Source organism: Nitrosospira multiformis, assembly GCF_900110185.1.
In the GTDB taxonomy this organism is placed as follows: Bacteria; Pseudomonadota; Gammaproteobacteria; order Burkholderiales; family Nitrosomonadaceae; genus Nitrosospira; species Nitrosospira multiformis_A.
Window position 1 is genome coordinate 175,250 of the sequence record NZ_FOCT01000001.1, and the last position, 16,240, is coordinate 191,489.

At 54.6% G+C, this 16,240-nt stretch carries 16 protein-coding genes; 1 reads left to right on the forward strand and 15 read right to left on the reverse strand.

All coding sequences use genetic code 11. The features are described 5' to 3' along the window. Positions 1 to 55 precede the first annotated feature (55 nt). Complete coding sequence (gene fliE / locus BMY01_RS00805; protein WP_074743951.1) at positions 56 to 403, forward strand: flagellar hook-basal body complex protein FliE; 348 nt, start codon at positions 56 to 58, stop codon at positions 401 to 403. A gap of 35 nt (positions 404 to 438) precedes the next feature. Here fliE and BMY01_RS00810 read toward each other — a convergent pair whose 3' ends face one another. The 15 genes from BMY01_RS00810 to BMY01_RS00885 all read right to left on the reverse strand — a co-directional run bounded on the left by BMY01_RS00810 (position 439) and on the right by BMY01_RS00885 (position 16,223). Beyond that, on the reverse strand, positions 439 to 705 hold the full coding sequence (locus BMY01_RS00810; RefSeq protein WP_074743701.1) for an EscU/YscU/HrcU family type III secretion system export apparatus switch protein: 267 nt from the start codon (positions 703 to 705) through the stop codon (positions 439 to 441). After that, a complete protein-coding gene (gene fliK / locus BMY01_RS00815; protein WP_074743702.1) occupies positions 683 to 1,546 on the reverse strand; it encodes a flagellar hook-length control protein FliK in 864 nt (287 codons plus the stop codon). The genes BMY01_RS00810 and fliK overlap by 23 nt, the downstream gene beginning before the upstream one ends. 403 nt (positions 1,547 to 1,949) lie before the next feature. Continuing rightward, on the reverse strand, positions 1,950 to 2,291 hold the full coding sequence (locus BMY01_RS00820; protein WP_074743703.1) for a flagellar protein FliT: 342 nt from the start codon (positions 2,289 to 2,291) through the stop codon (positions 1,950 to 1,952). Then, positions 2,291 to 2,755, reverse strand: coding sequence for a flagellar export chaperone FliS (fliS, locus tag BMY01_RS00825; RefSeq protein ID WP_074743704.1), 465 nt, complete (start codon positions 2,753 to 2,755; stop codon positions 2,291 to 2,293). Before fliS ends, BMY01_RS00820 begins: the two co-directional genes overlap by 1 nt. Positions 2,756 to 2,771: 16 nt before the next feature. Then, entirely contained in the window at positions 2,772 to 4,781 is a 2,010-nt protein-coding gene (gene fliD, locus BMY01_RS00830) for a flagellar filament capping protein FliD (protein ID WP_074743705.1), read from the reverse strand. A gap of 55 nt (positions 4,782 to 4,836) precedes the next feature. Further along, the gene (locus tag BMY01_RS00835; protein ID WP_074743706.1) at positions 4,837 to 5,181 is read right to left on the reverse strand and encodes a flagellar protein FlaG; all 345 of its coding nucleotides are present in this window, start codon (positions 5,179 to 5,181) and stop codon (positions 4,837 to 4,839) included. Between the two features lie 102 nt (positions 5,182 to 5,283). After that, positions 5,284 to 6,438, reverse strand: a complete 1,155-nt coding sequence (locus tag BMY01_RS00840; protein ID WP_074743707.1) for a flagellin — start codon at positions 6,436 to 6,438, stop codon at positions 5,284 to 5,286. 599 nt (positions 6,439 to 7,037) lie between these two features. Further along, entirely contained in the window at positions 7,038 to 7,664 is a 627-nt protein-coding gene (locus BMY01_RS00845) for a response regulator (RefSeq protein ID WP_074743708.1), read from the reverse strand. Further along, the gene (locus BMY01_RS00855; RefSeq protein WP_081353613.1) at positions 7,661 to 8,884 is read right to left on the reverse strand and encodes a sensor histidine kinase; all 1,224 of its coding nucleotides are present in this window, start codon (positions 8,882 to 8,884) and stop codon (positions 7,661 to 7,663) included. The genes BMY01_RS00845 and BMY01_RS00855 overlap by 4 nt, the downstream gene beginning before the upstream one ends. 93 nt (positions 8,885 to 8,977) lie before the next feature. Beyond that, the gene (locus BMY01_RS00860) at positions 8,978 to 9,301 is read right to left on the reverse strand and encodes a thioredoxin family protein (RefSeq protein WP_074743709.1); all 324 of its coding nucleotides are present in this window, start codon (positions 9,299 to 9,301) and stop codon (positions 8,978 to 8,980) included. Between the two features lie 169 nt (positions 9,302 to 9,470). Beyond that, positions 9,471 to 10,745 carry an EAL and HDOD domain-containing protein gene (locus tag BMY01_RS00865; RefSeq protein WP_081353614.1) on the reverse strand — a complete coding sequence of 425 codons (1,275 nt, stop codon included), beginning with the start codon at positions 10,743 to 10,745 and terminating at the stop codon, positions 9,471 to 9,473. Between the two features lie 167 nt (positions 10,746 to 10,912). Then, positions 10,913 to 11,848 (reverse strand): flagellar hook-associated protein FlgL, encoded by a 936-nt coding sequence (gene flgL / locus BMY01_RS00870; RefSeq protein ID WP_074743710.1) that lies wholly within the window; start codon positions 11,846 to 11,848, stop codon positions 10,913 to 10,915. Positions 11,849 to 11,984: 136 nt separating this feature from the next. Continuing rightward, entirely contained in the window at positions 11,985 to 13,904 is a 1,920-nt protein-coding gene (gene flgK, locus BMY01_RS00875) for a flagellar hook-associated protein FlgK (RefSeq protein ID WP_074743711.1), read from the reverse strand. Between the two features lie 133 nt (positions 13,905 to 14,037). Beyond that, positions 14,038 to 15,090, reverse strand: a complete 1,053-nt coding sequence (gene flgJ / locus BMY01_RS00880) for a flagellar assembly peptidoglycan hydrolase FlgJ (protein ID WP_081353615.1) — start codon at positions 15,088 to 15,090, stop codon at positions 14,038 to 14,040. Then, positions 15,090 to 16,223, reverse strand: coding sequence for a flagellar basal body P-ring protein FlgI (locus BMY01_RS00885; protein WP_074743713.1), 1,134 nt, complete (start codon positions 16,221 to 16,223; stop codon positions 15,090 to 15,092). The genes flgJ and BMY01_RS00885 overlap by 1 nt, the downstream gene beginning before the upstream one ends. Between the last annotated feature and the right edge of the window lie 17 nt (positions 16,224 to 16,240).

Below are 16,240 nucleotides of genomic sequence, written 5' to 3' on the forward strand. Positions count from 1 at the left end.
GAACACAGGAGAGAGTGCTATCTTGTATACCTTTCAAAAGTACTTGCCGGAAACCATGGACATTTCAAACATAGATTCGATGCTCACCCAGCTCCGCGCAGGCGCTGCGCTTGCTGGCGGCAAAGCGGGTTCAGTCGGGACAATAGCGAGTGGAGACGAAACTGGAAGTGAAGCGGGACGTGTCGATTTCGCAACCGTATTCAGGAGATCGCTGGATCAGGTCAATAACGTTCAGCAACATGCATCGAAGCTTGCCAGAGATTTTGAATTCGGCGCGCCCGAGGCCAATCTGACTGAAGCAATGATCTCGCTGCAGAAAGCATCCATCTCGTTTCAGTACACGGTGCAAGTACGCAACAAGCTGGTTGCAGCCTATCAGGATATTATGAATATGCCGGTTTAGGAGCTGACCGGGATTGATGGGGGCTCCTCACTGCTCTACTCCCCGGCTTCCATCTTGTAAAGCCATGCGAGCAATTCCGCCACCGCCCGGTAGAGCTGCGGGGGAATATGCTGATCCAGATCCACCTGCATGAGCAAAGACACCAGTTCCGGAGATTCATGAACGAAAACTCCGTGTCTTTGTGCCTCCCGGATAATATTTTCCGCAACCAGACCGCGTCCCTTGGCAATGACCTGCGGAGCATGGTCGCCGGCGCGATACGCCAGGGCAACGGCAGCCTCAGACCGGTTCAGCCTTTTCATTCGCCTCAATACCCATACTCAATAATCTGATTCCCGCCGAATCCAATCCTGCGACGAGGTATCCTACCCCCGCCCGGAGGATCGCGGCTGAGGATTCAGTTGCAGCAAGACGAACCTCGACTCCGGACTCACCCAACCTCAGAACCGCGCTGATAGATCCCAGATTCGGTAGCGTAAGACGTACACTGGTTTTCCATACGGGATATCGAGTGGTGCCCTCACCTTCCGATTCATCCATCTTCTCCCCGGCTGTATCCCACTCGATAGTCTGGCCAGGCCAGATTTCGCCTTGCCACTGAAGATGCCCGTTTTCCAGAACATCCAGTTGCTGCCGCAAGAGTGCTTGAGTATCGCGATGCATGGGATTCAAATAATCCTGATGCGAGGGAGCTGGCAAACGAAGCTCATCCCCCGGTGAAGCCGGGGATGAAGCAGTACCAGGCGACTGCGAGAGGTTTTCCGATAAACGCCCCTGCGGTTCCAGCAGCAGGCTTGCCAGCGATCTTTTACCGACCACCCACTGCATCAGATGGAACTCATAAAACAGCCCGCTTGAACTGATTGCTTGCATCAATCCTTGAGCGAGTTGCGTATGCTGGGCCGACGTACCCTCGCCTGGAGGCGCGGAAAGTAATGGCGCCGCATTTGGCTGCGCAGATCGACTGCCAGAAGGAAGTGGAAGCGGCTGCTGGAGCAGTGTGCTGATGAAACGTCCGGTCTCACTCAACTGAGGAGCCACTGCTGGAGAGTCGAGCACGAGCCCGAACGTCGGCTTTGGCGCGCGGGACAGGAAAATCAGATTGAAGGTTTCGCCTAAGTGCGCACTCCGGGGCAATTTCATCTGTAACACCTGCCCATCCTGCTCCTCCCGGTCGTACAACATTACGACGAATTCGTTGTTGGGAAGCAGGGCTTGTACCTGTGCTCTCAGAGAACGCCCGGGCTCCAGTCCGGCGAGGAACGAAGTAAAATCCTCACGTCTTTGAAGTGAAGACTGAACCGGATGGATTGAAGTTATTGCCGCGATTGTGTCGGGTGCACGCAGATCGAATTCTCCTGTTCCGATGGTTAGGGGCTGGGAAAACCTGGAATGAAGCTTACTCTCCCCACGAGGAACGCTTCCTGAACTTTCATTCCCCGTTACCCTAAACCGTTCGCCCCGATCCCGAGCCTACGAAGAGATAAACCAATTCCTGGCCTTCCCATTTTGAAGGTGCTACGAAAGCTCGTTCCCGGATTCCTGCTCAGAAATTCCACGCTCCCGACTCATATGCCTGACGCACGCACCGCGAGCGGCTGGCAGTACCAAGCAGAGCTTGAACCTGTCTTATCCATGGCTCCGTGTACTCGCGTATCACTGCGTCATCGGCCAGAATCTTGTGAATCAATTCAACTTTCCGCCGCTGCATATCCGGCGTAAGCCGTACTGGTTCTGCAACCTCGAGCTGTGCCACCAGGGCTGCGCAGCGTCGCTCCAATCCCGCAAGCCGATCCCACTCACTTGCCTGGGCAGCTTCTCTCATCTCTCCGGTAAGATCGGAAAGAGACTGAAACACAGCAAGGTTTTCTGCACTTGTCATCATCATTACTTTTTTTTCAGATTGGCAATGCCGTCATGAGTGACGGATGAAATCATCTTTCCCTCTTCACTTGGCTGCGTGAACGATCCGATCGCTTCCCATGCTTCGTGCAGCTCGCCAAGAAGACCACTTACCTCTTCGATATATTCCGGTTTGTCATGAACATTAGCCTGCAACAGCCGGCGCCCCATGTACTCATAAAGGGCATTCAATTGCTGTGCGAGCTCTCCTCCCGCTTTGATGTCCAGGCTGGCCTGCAAGCCGGAGTTGATGATTGCAATGGCTTTGGAAATCGCTTCACCCCTGGCCGCGATCTGGCCGCTTCGCGTATGAGCAAGCGCCGAAGCCAATGCTATCCGCGCTCCCTCGAACAGCATCAGGACGAGCTTATGAGGACTGGCAGCTATCACACCCGTTTCAAGGCCAACCCGGGCGTAGGCGTTTACCCCGCAGCGAGATGCTGGATACATATATTTACCCCTTCTGTCATTTTTCGTTGAGAGTCGGCAGCGCGGCCAGCTGTTGTTGAAGAAACTGGCTCGTCTGCGTCAAGCTGCCCAGCATGGCGTCGAGCGCAGAGAACTGCGCCCGGTAACGCGCCTCAACCATTTCGAGTCGACGGCTAAAATCCTCCTGGCGCCGATCGATATCCTTGATACTGGCATTCAGCCCATCGACCCGGCTGGCGATCGCTCCTTCGGTAGCGAGAAACTCTTCCGCAATCTTGCTCAACTGCTCGGCGTAACCTCGTGAGAATTCGACTGTACCCCGAGTGCCGAGCACACCGCCGTGAATGGCAACGCGCAGACCTTCGGCCGTTCCTCTGCCAGTGGCAGTCAGCATCTGTCCCGATCCTGTAGCGGAAACGCCATTGATGGAGCCTGCAACATCCATTCCCGGCACTCCCGCAGGACTAGCCCCGAGCAGATTGCCCGCACCATTACCTCCCGTGAGGACGACACTGGAGGCCGATCCGTAGCGCGCCGACACGATGCTCAATACACCGCTGGACTGGGAAACCGATACTGAAATTCCTTCGGTAGCCAAGCCAGAGAAACCATTCAGCTTGCTTTGCACTTCGGCCGCCAGTGCATCCGCGGAAGCATAAGTTCCCCCGGCTAGCGTAATACTGGCTGCCACCCCATCCACATTGAAATTGAGCTGATCGTTGACTCCTGCCGTTATCGTTAGCTCTGCTGCCTGGCTTCCACTGAGGCTGCCTCGAGTTGCAAGTTGTGTAACCGTAACGGCATAATTTCCAGCCATTGTCTTGTCCGTTGCGCCGCCGTATGTGATCAGGCTGTCGGTGGAGGTGCCACCTATCGTAAACAGCTTGCTGATCTGTTCAAATTTTGCGTCCATTGACGCTTGCAGCTTTGCGGCATCCACTGCCAAGCTGCCGTCTTTCTGCAAGGTAACGCCAATCTGTGAGAGAGAGGTGAGGCTGTTCCCTCCGCCGATCATGGCCGTTAACGCCGCTCGAATTCCGCGCTGAATCGAGAATGCAGCCGAATCACCCTGCAATATCGCGCCCTTCTTTGCTCCCGGGTTATAGGCAGTGAGGTTGGAAAGCGTTTGATTGATGCTGTTGTACGATTTTACGAATGTTTCGACCGCTGTCTTGACAGCAGCGGTATCCTGCGAGACATTCAGGGTTGTCGGACTGCCTGCATTCGTTTTGAGCAGGTTGAGTGTCGTGCCTTCAATTGCGTCTGTAATCGTATTCGAGGATTTGACGATATCGATCCCATCGATCTTAAGCTTCGCATCCTGCGCGGCCTGTACCTGGGTGAGATTCTTGCCGGAGCCCGCTCCCGCGGTTGGGTCGAAGGCAAGACTGGAGAGTCCGGCGGCATCGAGATTGCCACCATCATCATCGCTGACTGTAATCTTCAGGCTGTTCGCCGCCCCCGTATCCTTTGCGGTCAGCACAAGTTTGTTGCTGGCCCCGTCATTCACAATCGTTGCACTCACGCCGACATTGGCTGCATTAATGGCGTCTCGCACCCCGGAGAGGGTGTTGCGGGAGGGATCGATGGTTATCGTTTGCGCCGGTTTCGCGTCGTTGAGAGTAAAAGTATTTAGGACGTTATCATAAGTGCCATACTGTATCGTCAAAGTCCCGCTGCCAATGACACTTGATGTGCTGGCAAACCCCTCGGAACGGATTTTCTGCTGCTGGGCAAGCTGCTGTACTTCCACGGAATAATTACCCGGCACTGCCTTGCCGTCGCCATTCCCGGTTGCAGTCAACAGGGAGCTATCCGCCGCACTCGCGCTAATAGCCTGATATTTTGCAGGATCAGCAAGACCCTGCATTGCCGTCTGAAAAGCAGACAAGGCGCCTTTCAGGGTTCCATAAGCGGATAGTTTTGCCTGGTAGTCGGATTCGCGCTTCTGAAGCAAAGCAAGCGGCGCACGTTCTGCTGCCATCAATTGGCTGACCAAGCCATTTACATCCAGGTTCGAACCTGCCCCAGCAGCGTTAATCGCCATATTCCTGTCCTCTTCTGTTTTTTCCTGTTTTCCGGGGGCGTGTCCTGCCCTGCCATCAGGCTTTGGTGCGCAGCAACAAACCCTGCAGCTGATTCATGGCCTTTGCCAGGGCCAGCATTTCTTCCATGGGAATCTGCCTCACCAGTTCCCGGGTTTCGTTGCCTACGACTTTTACCACTATCCTGTTGGTGTCGTTATCAACGCTGAATTCCAGGCTCGAGCCAGCGAGTAGCGTTGCTTCCTTTTCCTTTTCAATTTCCTGTTTCACCTGCACGGTCTGCGGCGTTGGTGGAGTTCCTTCCCCGGCCGGCAGGCTAACATCGGCGTGCAGGAATTTACCTTCGGTTGCTCTAGAACCGATCCCTGGTTGAATGGCGGTTCCGGATTGTTCGATTTTCATTATTTACTCCAGAAGGTTCGAATGGGGATCGGAAGCAAGCTTCGATCCCCATTCATCACGCATTACGCTCTCGGCCACTCGGGCGAGGCCATGTACCAGCGATTAGCCTCTCAGAAGGGACAATACGCTTTGCGGCATTGCATTTGCCTGAGCGAGCATGGCCGTTCCCGCCTGTTGCAGCACCTGGTTGCGCGAAAGTGTTGCGGTTTCCGCTGCGAAGTCGGCATCCATGATGCGGCTGCGCGAAGCAGACAGGTTCTCGGAGGCAGTTTGAAGATTCGAAACCGCTGAGGAGAACCGGTTCTGGTAGGCACCGAGGTCGGCGCGCGCCGCATTGAGCGCGCTCAATGCGGAATCCATCGAGGCGATGGCGGTATCGGCATCAGCGGTGGTGTCTATCTTCAGCGAAGCGAAACCAACGACAGTGGTTCCCGTTGCCGCGGTTGTGCCGGCGGTCAAGCCAATATTCGTACCGGCAGGTGCTGCTCCCCCTACAGTAATGCCAGCACTGGATGTGCTATTAAGCGTAACTTTTTTGCTCACCGCGTCGAAGGTAGCATCAACACCGGTTGTGCCTTTTATTGCGTTAATGGCGGCGATGACATTGGCACCTTGGGTATCGACGTCGGTCCCGGCTGCGATAGCCCCTACACTGATACCATTGATGGTCAGGTCACCTGCTGCGGCAGCTCCGAAAGTTGAGATAGCCGCTCCTGCCACGGTGGTTGAGTAAGTGGTCGTAGTACCCAGGGACGAGCTTTGTGCGTTGACGATGCTGTCGATATTGATAGTCTCGCCCACATTGGCGCCTACCTGGAAGGCTTGATTGTTGAAAGTGCCGTCGAGCAGTTTGATGCCGTTGAACGTCGTGGTCGAAGCAACCCGGTCGATTTCCGCCTTGAGTTGCTGGACTTCATTATTGAGCGCGGTACGGTCGCTTGCGCTGTTGCTGGCATTGCGCGATTGCACCGCCAGTTCGCGTATGCGCTGCAGGTTGTTGCCGATTTCGCCCAAGGCACCTTCCGCCGTCTGGGACATCGAGATGGCATCGTTGGCGTTGCGGGTTGCCTGGTTGAAGCCCCTGATCTGGGAAGTCATACGCTCCGAAATCGCCAGCCCGGCAGTATCGTCCTTGGCGCCGTTGATGCGGAGGCCGGAGGACAGGCGCTGCAGTGTGGTAGCGAGTGCGTTCTGCGAACCGTTGAGGTTACGCTGCGCATTCATGGAAATGACGTTGGTATTGATGATTGCAGCCATGTAAATCTCCTTGACTAATTTTTTATGAAATTACACCTACAGCCGTCAACTTTTGGTTCGCCTCAATTACCGAAGCTAATCAACTGCTGTTATGCTTATTAACGGTGGTCCAGGAGAAACATTTAATGGCGTCGTCACGTTTTTTTGGGCGCAGCTACGCTCACACTCTTTTCGAGTTCATCCGGCACAGTTATCCGTCTGGAGGAAAGATTATCCGAGCAGTCGGCAGGCAGGTACGTTAATGATAAGAGGAGGCGGGGCTGTGCAATGCGCAGATTAACGGGGGGAACAGCGTCGTATATTTGGCACTGTTATCTACTGCCGTAAAAACGGAATTTGGAGCAGAGACGATATTTTGAAATAGCTGCGGAGAAAAAGTCGGATCGGTACTTTGAGCGCACTTAAAAAGGTAGCAGGTATGGTCCGGCAAGCGAACAGCGAACAGCGAACAGGCAGAAATCTCATTTCCTGTTGCAACGCAAGAAACGCCATGCTGCGCCCGATGAAGAAGCAGCGCGATGAAAAAGCAGCGAATAGGTGTAAAGGATAATCCGGCGGCTGAGGGGCTGAGGGGCTGAGGGGCTGAGGGGCTGAAGGGCTCAGGCGAGGCCATTCTTGATTGCGTAGTGAGTCACTTCCGCATTGTTCTTGAGCTTCATCTTTTGCAGGAGCCGGCCGCGATAGACACTCACAGTCTTGACCGACAGATGCATTTCCTCGGCCACGTCCGTGAGACTCTTGCCTGAAGCGATCAGGCGCAGGGTCTGGTATTCACGATCGGACAATGTTTCATGCAGCGGACGATCGTGATCAGTACCAAGGCTTTCAGCCATGGCTTCTGCCACTGCGGGCGTCAGGTACTTGCGCCCCCTGGCGACTTGGTTGATGGCAGCCATCAACTCATTGGGAGCGCTCTGCTTGGTTATATAACCGGAGGCTCCCGCCTTCAGTGCCCGGATCGCATAAAGTCCTTCCTCGTGCATGCTCAGCATGAGTACAGGTAACTTGGAACGTTCTTTCCTGATCTGCTTCAACACTTCAATACCATTCCTGTCGGGCAGGGAGATATCCAGCACCACTACGCTCCATTCACCTTCCCGCAGTTGCCGCATTGCCTCTCCACTCGATTCCGCTTCAGCAATGAGGTCGATTTTTCCGCTTTCAGTCAGAATCTGCCTCAAGCCCTGACGCACGATGGCGTGATCGTCGACAATCAGCACATTCATGATGGGGTTGATTTCCCTGAAATAGCCGTCGCAGGGATCGTTATCCGCGCTTCCGCAGCAAGCGGAATCGAGAGATGCACCAGAGTGCCTTGACTTGCCTGCTCCTCTCCTGTCCGTTCCCCCTGGGGCCCTTGCTGACCTTGTCGAGGCTGAATCCGCGCCTGGCCTGCGCTGACGGTCAGTTTTCCCTCGAGCAGGCTCGCGCGCTCTACCATGCCCCGAATCCCGAACGAATCAAGTTTTCTGAAATCGTTTGAGGCGATACCGCAGCCATTATCCTGCACTTTGAGCTCCAGATATTCCTGCATCACGTCCAGCCCGACCCAGACATGCGAGGCATGCGCGTGCTTTGCAATATTGGTGAGCGCTTCCTGAAAAATTCGAAATACGGCCACAGCCATGTCAGGTTCGAGTTCAATATCCGGCTCGTTGCACGATACCTTACAAGGTATGCCATAGCGTTTTGCAAATTCACCCGCTTCCCATTCTATTGCCGCAAAAATGCCAAAATCCATGATGCCTGGCCGCAAGTCCCGGGAAATACGTTGTATCGAATGTATGGTGCGATCCACCAGATCGGAAACAGTACGCACTTTCGCAAGCAATGCAGCATTCTCGGCGCTGCTGGCACCTGCATTGATCCGCCTCACCAGCCAGTCGAGATCGATCTTGATGGCAGTGAGGTTTCCCCCCAGATCATCGTGTATTTCTCTGGCAATGCGTATACGCTCGTGCTCCCTTGCCGCCATGACGTGCGCTGATACTTCCTTGAGTCGTTCATGGGATTCCTTGAGCTCCGTCTCCCGGCGTCTGCTCTCGGTAATATTGATGATAATGCCTTCCCAAACCACACAGGCGTCCTTCTCCCGCCTCGGACTCGCTCGCAAGCTGACCCACTTTATATCCCCGTAGGATTCGATCCACAGGCGCCCCTCCCAATTCCACGTTGTCAGATTAGCTGCGGATTGCGCCTTCGAATACTCCAGGCTCTCCCGGTCTTCCGGAAGCACGAGATCCTGGAGCAGTGAAGGATTAGCCTTCAGTTCTCCAGCCGAGATTCCGAGCACATTGGCGCACTGGTCGCTGATAAAGGGCATGGAGGAAGTACCGTCTTCCTTTTGTATGTATTGAAAAACCATCCCCGGAGAATTGGCGGCAACATCCGGAGGGTACGCTTCCCCCATATGGATGGGTACTGAATTTTCCTTTTTTTGCTTCATGCCGTGCAGATATGTTATTGACTGCGCAAGTTATGATGCGACAGATTCTGGTTGGACGTAGAGGATACGGCGCGATCACGCACTCTTGAAGATTCACGCATCCTTGCAGATATTTTCTAGGGCGCGCCGAATAAGATCGGAATTCTCAGGCCGGACCAGGCGAGCCATTTCTTTTCCGTCCTTCAAAAAAATCAGGGTCGGCCAGAGCTTCACCCCAAACGAGCGTCCCAACCGCCGGCCTTTTCCATCCTCTATCCGGATATGACGCACTGGTGAAGCACCGGACAAGGCTGAAGCAATCAACGGCCGCGCAGCCCGGCAGTATCCGCACCATGCTGCACCGAACTCGATAAGAGCTGGACCTTGGAGCGAATCGATTTCGGCGCGGGTTGGCTCACTGTTATGAGCAGTATCCATTCCTATATTATAACCGCTTCAGAATTCCCGGTTTCCCCGGCCTTCTGCGAAGATGGAGACGAGCGAAATCAATTTTTGCGCCTGCCCCCCTGGCTGGATAACTCTTGAACCCCGATATCCGGTGTATCAGGGATACGGGGATGACATCTCGAACCAGGAACTTATGCCTCTATAAGGTAGGTAACAAACTGTTGCTCCATTCAAATGCTTCCAATTGGAATGGATAGAGCTCTTCGATCGGCAGTCCCAATCTGGCAAGCAGGGGCATAAGCAGTCGACCGGCTTCGCCAGGTTTTTCGAGATATTCGGCAAGCTTCAGCAAGTCCCCGTAAAACCCTGTCCGGTACAGCAAGGCTTCGGTGATCTCCTCGCTCAGAACGATCTGGCGGAGAATTCTTTCCATGTGTTGCCCGAACAAAGCATCCAGCAAGGATAAAATGCCTACGGTAAAGGCAATATCAGCCATGCTTCTGTTTGCGGGCTGAAGTTTTTGGGCGACGAGTTCAAGAAATTTGCCGCGTGTGGCTGCCAGCAGGAGAAGCGGTGACCCGAATGGGATCTGAGGGTCCGGCCCGACATAGATCTGAATTTGCAACCATCGCTGCAACTGGCGGCGGCCGAGGACCATCAAGGCGTCACTTAACGAATGTATGCTTTTCGTAACACCCATGCCCGGCGTATTGACCAGTCGTAATAAGGACAGGCAGAGCGATACTTCTTTCTTGATGCGCTGCTCGATTTCTATCGTGTCGGCGTCCCTGGCTACCAGCGTCATCAGTTCCATGATCGCTAGTTGCGAAGTTGCAAGCTTCTTGCCTGACAGAAGAGCTGGTTTTGCAAAGTAGTAACCTTGGTAGTAGTCAAATCCCAGCTCAAGGCAATTCTGGAATTGTTCGAGCGTCTCTACTTTGTCAGCGAGAAGCACCTTGTGCGCCTGTTTAAACTGGCGAACGAGCATGGCCAGATCGGCGTACGTCATGACGGACGTGTCGATCTTGATGATTTCAACAAACGGCAGTAACGGTTTTATGTATTCGGACAGGGTGATGACGTCATCCAGCGCAAATCGATATCCTGCATTCGCCAGTTCGGCAACACGCCGGACGAGTTCGGGAGTGATCTTGTCCGTTTGAGGAAACTCGAACACAACTTTTTCGGGCGGTAGAAAATTAACCAGGTCTCCCATCAACAAGGTGGAATTCACGTTGAAGAAGCCCAGTGCGCTCCCGGTTACGTTCTCAATGCCCAGTTCGGATGTATGTGCGATGATGGAAGCGGCACCGCGTGTATCCTCCGCGCTAACCGGCGCCCTGACTCCAGTGCGGCGGAACAATAACTCGTAAGCGATCAGATTCTGGTTCTGATCCAGAATAGGTTGACGGGCCAGGAAAAATTCCTTTACCTGCCCGACCGAAGAAATATGTGGAGCCGTATCTAGAATCATCTGTCAGTCTCTATTCGACTGAATACTCAGGTAACGGTTATAGCCACCCGTAGTCAGAACCACGGTCGGATAGCTCGCTTCCCTGTGGAATGACTTGGAGCATGTTAACCATCAGCAGGAAACTTCTCTCCAGGTAAAGAATCCGTGCGTGAAATATTTTGCTGCCATCAGCGTATATAATCGAACAAGGAAAGGCTTTGCACCTTCAGAAATGCCTCTTGCGTAGCTTCCAGATAGGTCCGCTGCTGAGTCAGGTCACTGATGGCTTCAACGTAGTCCACATCCCGTAATTCCGACAACTGCTGTTTGTACTGAATATTCAAATCTTCACCGCGTCCATTCAAGGCATCGATTTCCTTCATGCGCGTTCCTACCGATGCTTGCACCTTGAGCACATTATCGAGCGCATTGGACAGGTTCACTTGCGCAGTATCCAGACCGGTGGCGAGGGCTGCCTTGCCCGCCGGGTCGGTTACCGGTGTTTCGAGTAAATCAGCCAGATCCGATAGCGTCTTGAACATGCTGTGGTAGCCGCCTCCCGCTGCAGGAATGCGTTCGAACACCTCTCGTCCTGACTCATTTACTGCAAGCTGCCGGGATGAGCTGGCTTGTATCATGCGCAAGCCTTCATCGCCAACATATTGCACCCCGCTCCCGGTATCCTCAAACGGCTTGGTTGAACTCTGATAACCGGAAAAGAGATATTGCCCGTTTACGTCCTTCCGGTTGGACAAACCTAGAAGTTCACCTAGACTCGTGCGCAATTCAGTGGCAATAGTTTCGCGTCCGCTGTCATTCAGCGTACCGTTTCCGGCAGCCACGGTAAGCTCCTGCGCCCTTTGCAGCAGGGCTGTAATGCCGCCAAGAGTGCCTTCCAGCATGCTGAGGCTGGTCATGCCATTTTGCCGGTTCAACGCGTATTGGCTGTTGACGGAGTCTGCCTCGGCAACATCGAGTGCCCGAACATACGCCGCCGGATTTGTGGACGGCGTGAGCACGCTGCGACCGGTGCTTATCTGTTCGAAAGTTCTCATCTGTGCCGATTGCTGGCGGTGGATGGCAGCAAGTCCCGCCTCGTAACTGGTATTACTGCTGACGCGCATTTTGATTCCTTTTTTCTATCTCATACTGATATGTTCTTGCATGTTCTTGCCATAGCCGGTGCTTGCACTGATCACACCGCTTCAAGCGTTCTCAGGATCCGTTTTCGCGAGCCGCACGCTTTTTTGCAGCGCGCTTTTACCTCGTTATCTCGAGTAGCGTATCGAACATCTGATTAGCTGTTTGTATCACCTTGCTCGCTGCCTGATACGCCTGCTGGTAACGCAGCAGGTTAGCCGCTTCCTCGTCGAGATTGACACCTGCTTCCGACTGCTGCAAAGCCCGGGTTTGGGTAAGCAGGGCAGCCTGCGCGTCGGCCGTGACCTCCAGTTCGCGCGTCTTGTTACCCATCAGGCTGACCAGTTGCCCGTATGCGCCCTGGTAGCTGGCTCCGCCGGCAGCCAATGTGTTACTTGACTGCAATGCTCCCAGCAGCAAGGCATTGCGGTTATCAGCCACTCCATTCGTGTTCGGGCCGATACTGAACGTATCGCCCGGCTTGGGCGTTCCGGTAATCTGAACAGTCCAGCCATTAAACGTAATCAAGCCACCCGCAGTAAAGGGAACGCTGGTCGGATTTCCTGTGCCGGTACCGCTTACATCGAAAGTGGTGGCACTGGTAAAAGTAAGCGTGACCGCCTGTTGCAGATTGGGATCAGTGGGAGGCGGTGCGTTCACCGTGCCTGCGCTGATGCGGCCGGTTCCGGTATTTGTAGCAGGTGCGCTTGTCCGGATGGGTGCCGCCGCGGCGATCTTGCCAGTATCCTGAACCGCAACCGCGATCTGGCCGGCACCCTTTGCCGTCGGTCGAATAAGAAACTCATCTCCCGCCGCAACTGTTCCGGAAGCAAGGTTCAAGCGCACGCCATCCACTGTATGAGGGAAGGTAGCAAAAGTCTGAGTATTCCCTTCCACTCCATTGCGGATGGGTTTCAGGGTATAGTTGGCGCCATCAAAACTCAGACGATAATCGCTGACGTCCAGATCGCGATAATTGACGATTTCGGCGTCAATGACTGCGCTGCCGGTATTGTCTGTCGACGCTGCTACCACCGGACTCGGTGTAGTAAAAAAATTACCCCCCAGGTTACCTTGCGCATCTTGTCCCAACCGGTGCTGTTCGTTAAAGGTTCCTGCCAAACCGATCGCCACCCGCCCCAGCCCGTTCCGTACCGCATCAATGATCTCGTTGCGAAATTGCAGCAACCCGCCAAGCTTACCTCCATCCAGGTTGGCCTCCTTGAGCGGAATACTGCTGCCGCCCATAACATGGGCAATCTCGAGGCGGTCGGCATCCATTGTGGATGGTCTGGCAGTAAGCTGAAACGCTTGCGAACCCATTACCAGGGGCTGGCCTCCCCCCAGGAAAACACTATACCCCCCATCACTCTGCACCACCACTGGGGCGCGAACCTCGTCGTTGAGCTGCGCCACCAACTCATCGCGCTGATCCCGCAAGTCGTTCGCCGGCTGGCCGTTGGCAGAACTCTCGGCCATGTTGATGGTTTCATTCAATTTTGCGATTCGCGCTCCCAAGGTATTGATAAGCGAAGTGCTGTTCTCGATTTGCCTGTTTACCCCTTCCTGGATTTCATCCAGCTGGCTGTTCATTGAGTGAAACTGCCGTACCAGCACCTCTGCATTCGACAGCATGGATTGGCGCGATGCCGCTTCAGTGGGATTTGTCGCGATTTCCTGAAGGCTGCTGAAGAAATCCTGCAAGGCAGGCGACAGACCCGAACCGCCGATGGAACCGGCCAGCAGGCTGTCGATCTGCTTCATCTGGGAAAAGTATGTTTCCAGCTGACTGGATTCAGTTCCAGCCTGTGCAACCTGTTTGGAGAGAAACTGGTTATAAGCCCGCTTTACTGTATCGACCTGCACACCCTGACCAATAAATCCACTGCCCGTAGCCCTGGCGTCACTGGTCGACTGGATAACCTGCTGACGGGTGTAACCTGGAGTTGCGGTATTGCTGATGTTATGTCCCGTAACGAGCAATCCTCGCTGGGCAGCCTGGAGCGCACTGAGTCCAATGCCGAAAATACCATTACTCATGGTTATACCCTATCTCTGTCAGTAGACTGCTCTGAATGTCGTGCATATATTGACGGCATCGGGTTGAAAATATTTAGGGGGACGGAGAAATCCTCCGAAAGATTTGCTGCCGGTTCTTACCCCTTATGGAGGCTCAGGACCAGGGAGTGGTCCTGATAATCCGGCCTAACTTGTCTCCATAGGCCGGATCCGTAGCATAGCCGGCTCGCTGCAGGGCATGGGCGAATCCTTCGGCATCGAACTTCTGTACCGCTTGCCTGAGTACTTCCGTGTAGCGTGGATTGGTGCTCAAAAGGTTGGCGTAGTCGCGGAAAGCTTCGGCGTAGGATGGATAAGCGCGAAATTTCTCCACCTTTTTATGTGCAATGCCATTGATATATTCTGTCGTAACCGCTTCCACCACAGGCCCCTTCCAGCCGGCCCCCGCTTTTATGCCAAACAGATTGTGGCTGTGGGTTCCATCCGTAGCACGCAGCTCGCGTTTTCCCCATCCGCTTTCCAGTGCTGCCTGCCCGAGCATGAACTGGACCGGAATACCTGTTGCCTGGCTCACTTCCTGGGCATATGCCCCTACCCTTGCCTTGAACTCGGACACATGCGCAGGTATTCCGCTCGCCTGCGACCCCTCCTGTTCCAATCTGGATGGAGCTGACTGTCCCGCTCCAGACCACCCTGGTTGACCTCGCTGCTCGATCTGTCCGCGTTTTGCGAATTCCTTCTGTCCCTCTATTTCCTGCAGTCGTTCCTGCATCTCTACTGTCGGTGCGTACCCCCGCAAACCCGGATGCTTCCCTGTCTCCGCTGGAGAGCGTAGCGTTGATTGATCCAAGGCATGGCTATAGGGGTTTTGCGGAGTCTCCGCTTTTTCCGTCGGATCAGGCGGCGCAGCATGGCGCAACTGACGCACCATGATCTCGGCAAGACCAATGCCGCGCGCAGCCATGGTCTGGGAAAACTGTTGATCCAGCATCGAGAGATACAATCGGCTCTGCTCGCTCTCCATCAGATCGTCTTTAGGGGTGGCATCGCGCATGCTTTTCAACAGCATGTTCAGAAAGAGAGCTTCGAACTGCCTGGCTGCGGCTTCAAGACCCGCCTCGCCGGTTTTTTTTGATTCCACGCGTAGCCCGTTTACCGCCTGGACATCAAGGGCGAAGCGCGTGGATAGATCGACCGGAGCAACCATCAGATGATTTCCAGCTCAGCCCGCAGTGCACCGGCTGACTTCATCGCCTGCAAAATCGCCAGCAGATCCTGCGGCGTCGCACCGATCGCGTTCAATGCCTTTACCACTTCGGCCAGCGAAGCGCCTTCAACCATCGTCAACATACCCGACTCCTGCTTGATTTCTATGGTCGAGCGCTGCGCCTGCACAGTCCGCCCCGATGAAAATGGTCCAGGCTGGCTGATCACGGGTTCCGTACTGATAACAACCGTCAGGTTCCCGTGAGCAATCGCGCATTGATCCACCGTTGCCGCCTGATTCATGACCACTGAACCCGTGCGGCTATTCACGATCACTCGAGCCGGCATTTGTGCGGGATTGATGGTAAGGCTTTCCATCTCCGCCAGAAATCCCACCCTTTGATCGCTTCCCGCGGGTGTCCGTACCTGGATCGCCCGGCCATCCAGCGCAGCAGCGGTGCCCATGCCGAAGCGGGTGTTGACCGCATCCACGATCCGTTTCGCTGTGGAGAAATCGATTGTATTCAGTTCAAGGCGGATCATGTCATTCTGCCCCAGTGCTACCGGTACTGCGCGTTCGACTGTCGCTCCCCCGGGAATACGACCGGCGTTCAGATGATTGACCTGGACTTTACTTCCGCTGGCAGCGGCGCCTATTCCACCGACCAGCAGGTTACCCTGAGCCACCCCGTAGACCTGACCGTCGATTCCCTTGAGCGGAGTCATCAGCAGGGTACCTCCGCGCAAGCTCCTGGCGTTACCCATGCTGGATACCGTGACGTCGATCGCCTGGCCCGGCTGGGTAAGCGGTGGAAGCGCAGCTGTCACCATTACAGCCGCCACATTCCGCAACCGCATGTTCGTTCCGGGCGGCACATTGACACCCAGCTGCATCAACATGTTATTAAGACTTTGAATGGTAAATGGTGTCTGAACGGTCTGATCACCTGTCCCATCCAGTCCCACTACCAGTCCATAGCCGATGAGCTGGTTGGTGCGTATACCCTGAATCGAGGCGAGATCCTTGATGCGCTCTGCCTGAACAGGCATGGAAAAGGTCCATAAACCCACCCATACGCAGAAGAAAGCGAACCAGACCGGGGCAGCGATTCCTGTTGAAATCGGGTATCTCATGGATTTACCTCGTGCGC

Excerpts from the sequence above, each read along its gene's own strand:
- BMY01_RS00835 (WP_074743706.1), bottom strand. The coding sequence starts at position 5,181 with ATGAAAATCGAACAATCCGGAACCGCCATTCAACCAGGGATCGGTTCT.
- BMY01_RS00860 (WP_074743709.1), bottom strand. The coding sequence starts at position 9,301 with ATGGATACTGCTCATAACAGTGAGCCAACCCGCGCCGAAATCGATTCG.
- BMY01_RS00845 (WP_074743708.1), bottom strand. The coding sequence starts at position 7,664 with ATGAATGTGCTGATTGTCGACGATCACGCCATCGTGCGTCAGGGCTTG.
- fliS (WP_074743704.1), bottom strand. The coding sequence starts at position 2,755 with ATGTATCCAGCATCTCGCTGCGGGGTAAACGCCTACGCCCGGGTTGGC.
- flgK (WP_074743711.1), bottom strand. The coding sequence starts at position 13,904 with ATGAGTAATGGTATTTTCGGCATTGGACTCAGTGCGCTCCAGGCTGCC.
- flgJ (WP_081353615.1), bottom strand. The coding sequence starts at position 15,090 with ATGGTTGCTCCGGTCGATCTATCCACGCGCTTCGCCCTTGATGTCCAG.
- BMY01_RS00865 (WP_081353614.1), bottom strand. The coding sequence starts at position 10,745 with ATGATTCTAGATACGGCTCCACATATTTCTTCGGTCGGGCAGGTAAAG.
- fliE (WP_074743951.1), top strand. The coding sequence starts at position 56 with ATGGACATTTCAAACATAGATTCGATGCTCACCCAGCTCCGCGCAGGC.
- BMY01_RS00885 (WP_074743713.1), bottom strand. The coding sequence starts at position 16,223 with ATGAGATACCCGATTTCAACAGGAATCGCTGCCCCGGTCTGGTTCGCT.
- flgL (WP_074743710.1), bottom strand. The coding sequence starts at position 11,848 with ATGCGCGTCAGCAGTAATACCAGTTACGAGGCGGGACTTGCTGCCATC.
- BMY01_RS00840 (WP_074743707.1), bottom strand. The coding sequence starts at position 6,438 with ATGGCTGCAATCATCAATACCAACGTCATTTCCATGAATGCGCAGCGT.
- fliK (WP_074743702.1), bottom strand. The coding sequence starts at position 1,546 with ATGAAATTGCCCCGGAGTGCGCACTTAGGCGAAACCTTCAATCTGATT.
- BMY01_RS00810 (WP_074743701.1), bottom strand. The coding sequence starts at position 705 with ATGAAAAGGCTGAACCGGTCTGAGGCTGCCGTTGCCCTGGCGTATCGC.
- fliD (WP_074743705.1), bottom strand. The coding sequence starts at position 4,781 with ATGGCGATTAACGCTGCTGGGGCAGGTTCGAACCTGGATGTAAATGGC.
- BMY01_RS00820 (WP_074743703.1), bottom strand. The coding sequence starts at position 2,291 with ATGATGATGACAAGTGCAGAAAACCTTGCTGTGTTTCAGTCTCTTTCC.
- BMY01_RS00855 (WP_081353613.1), bottom strand. The coding sequence starts at position 8,884 with ATGAAGCAAAAAAAGGAAAATTCAGTACCCATCCATATGGGGGAAGCG.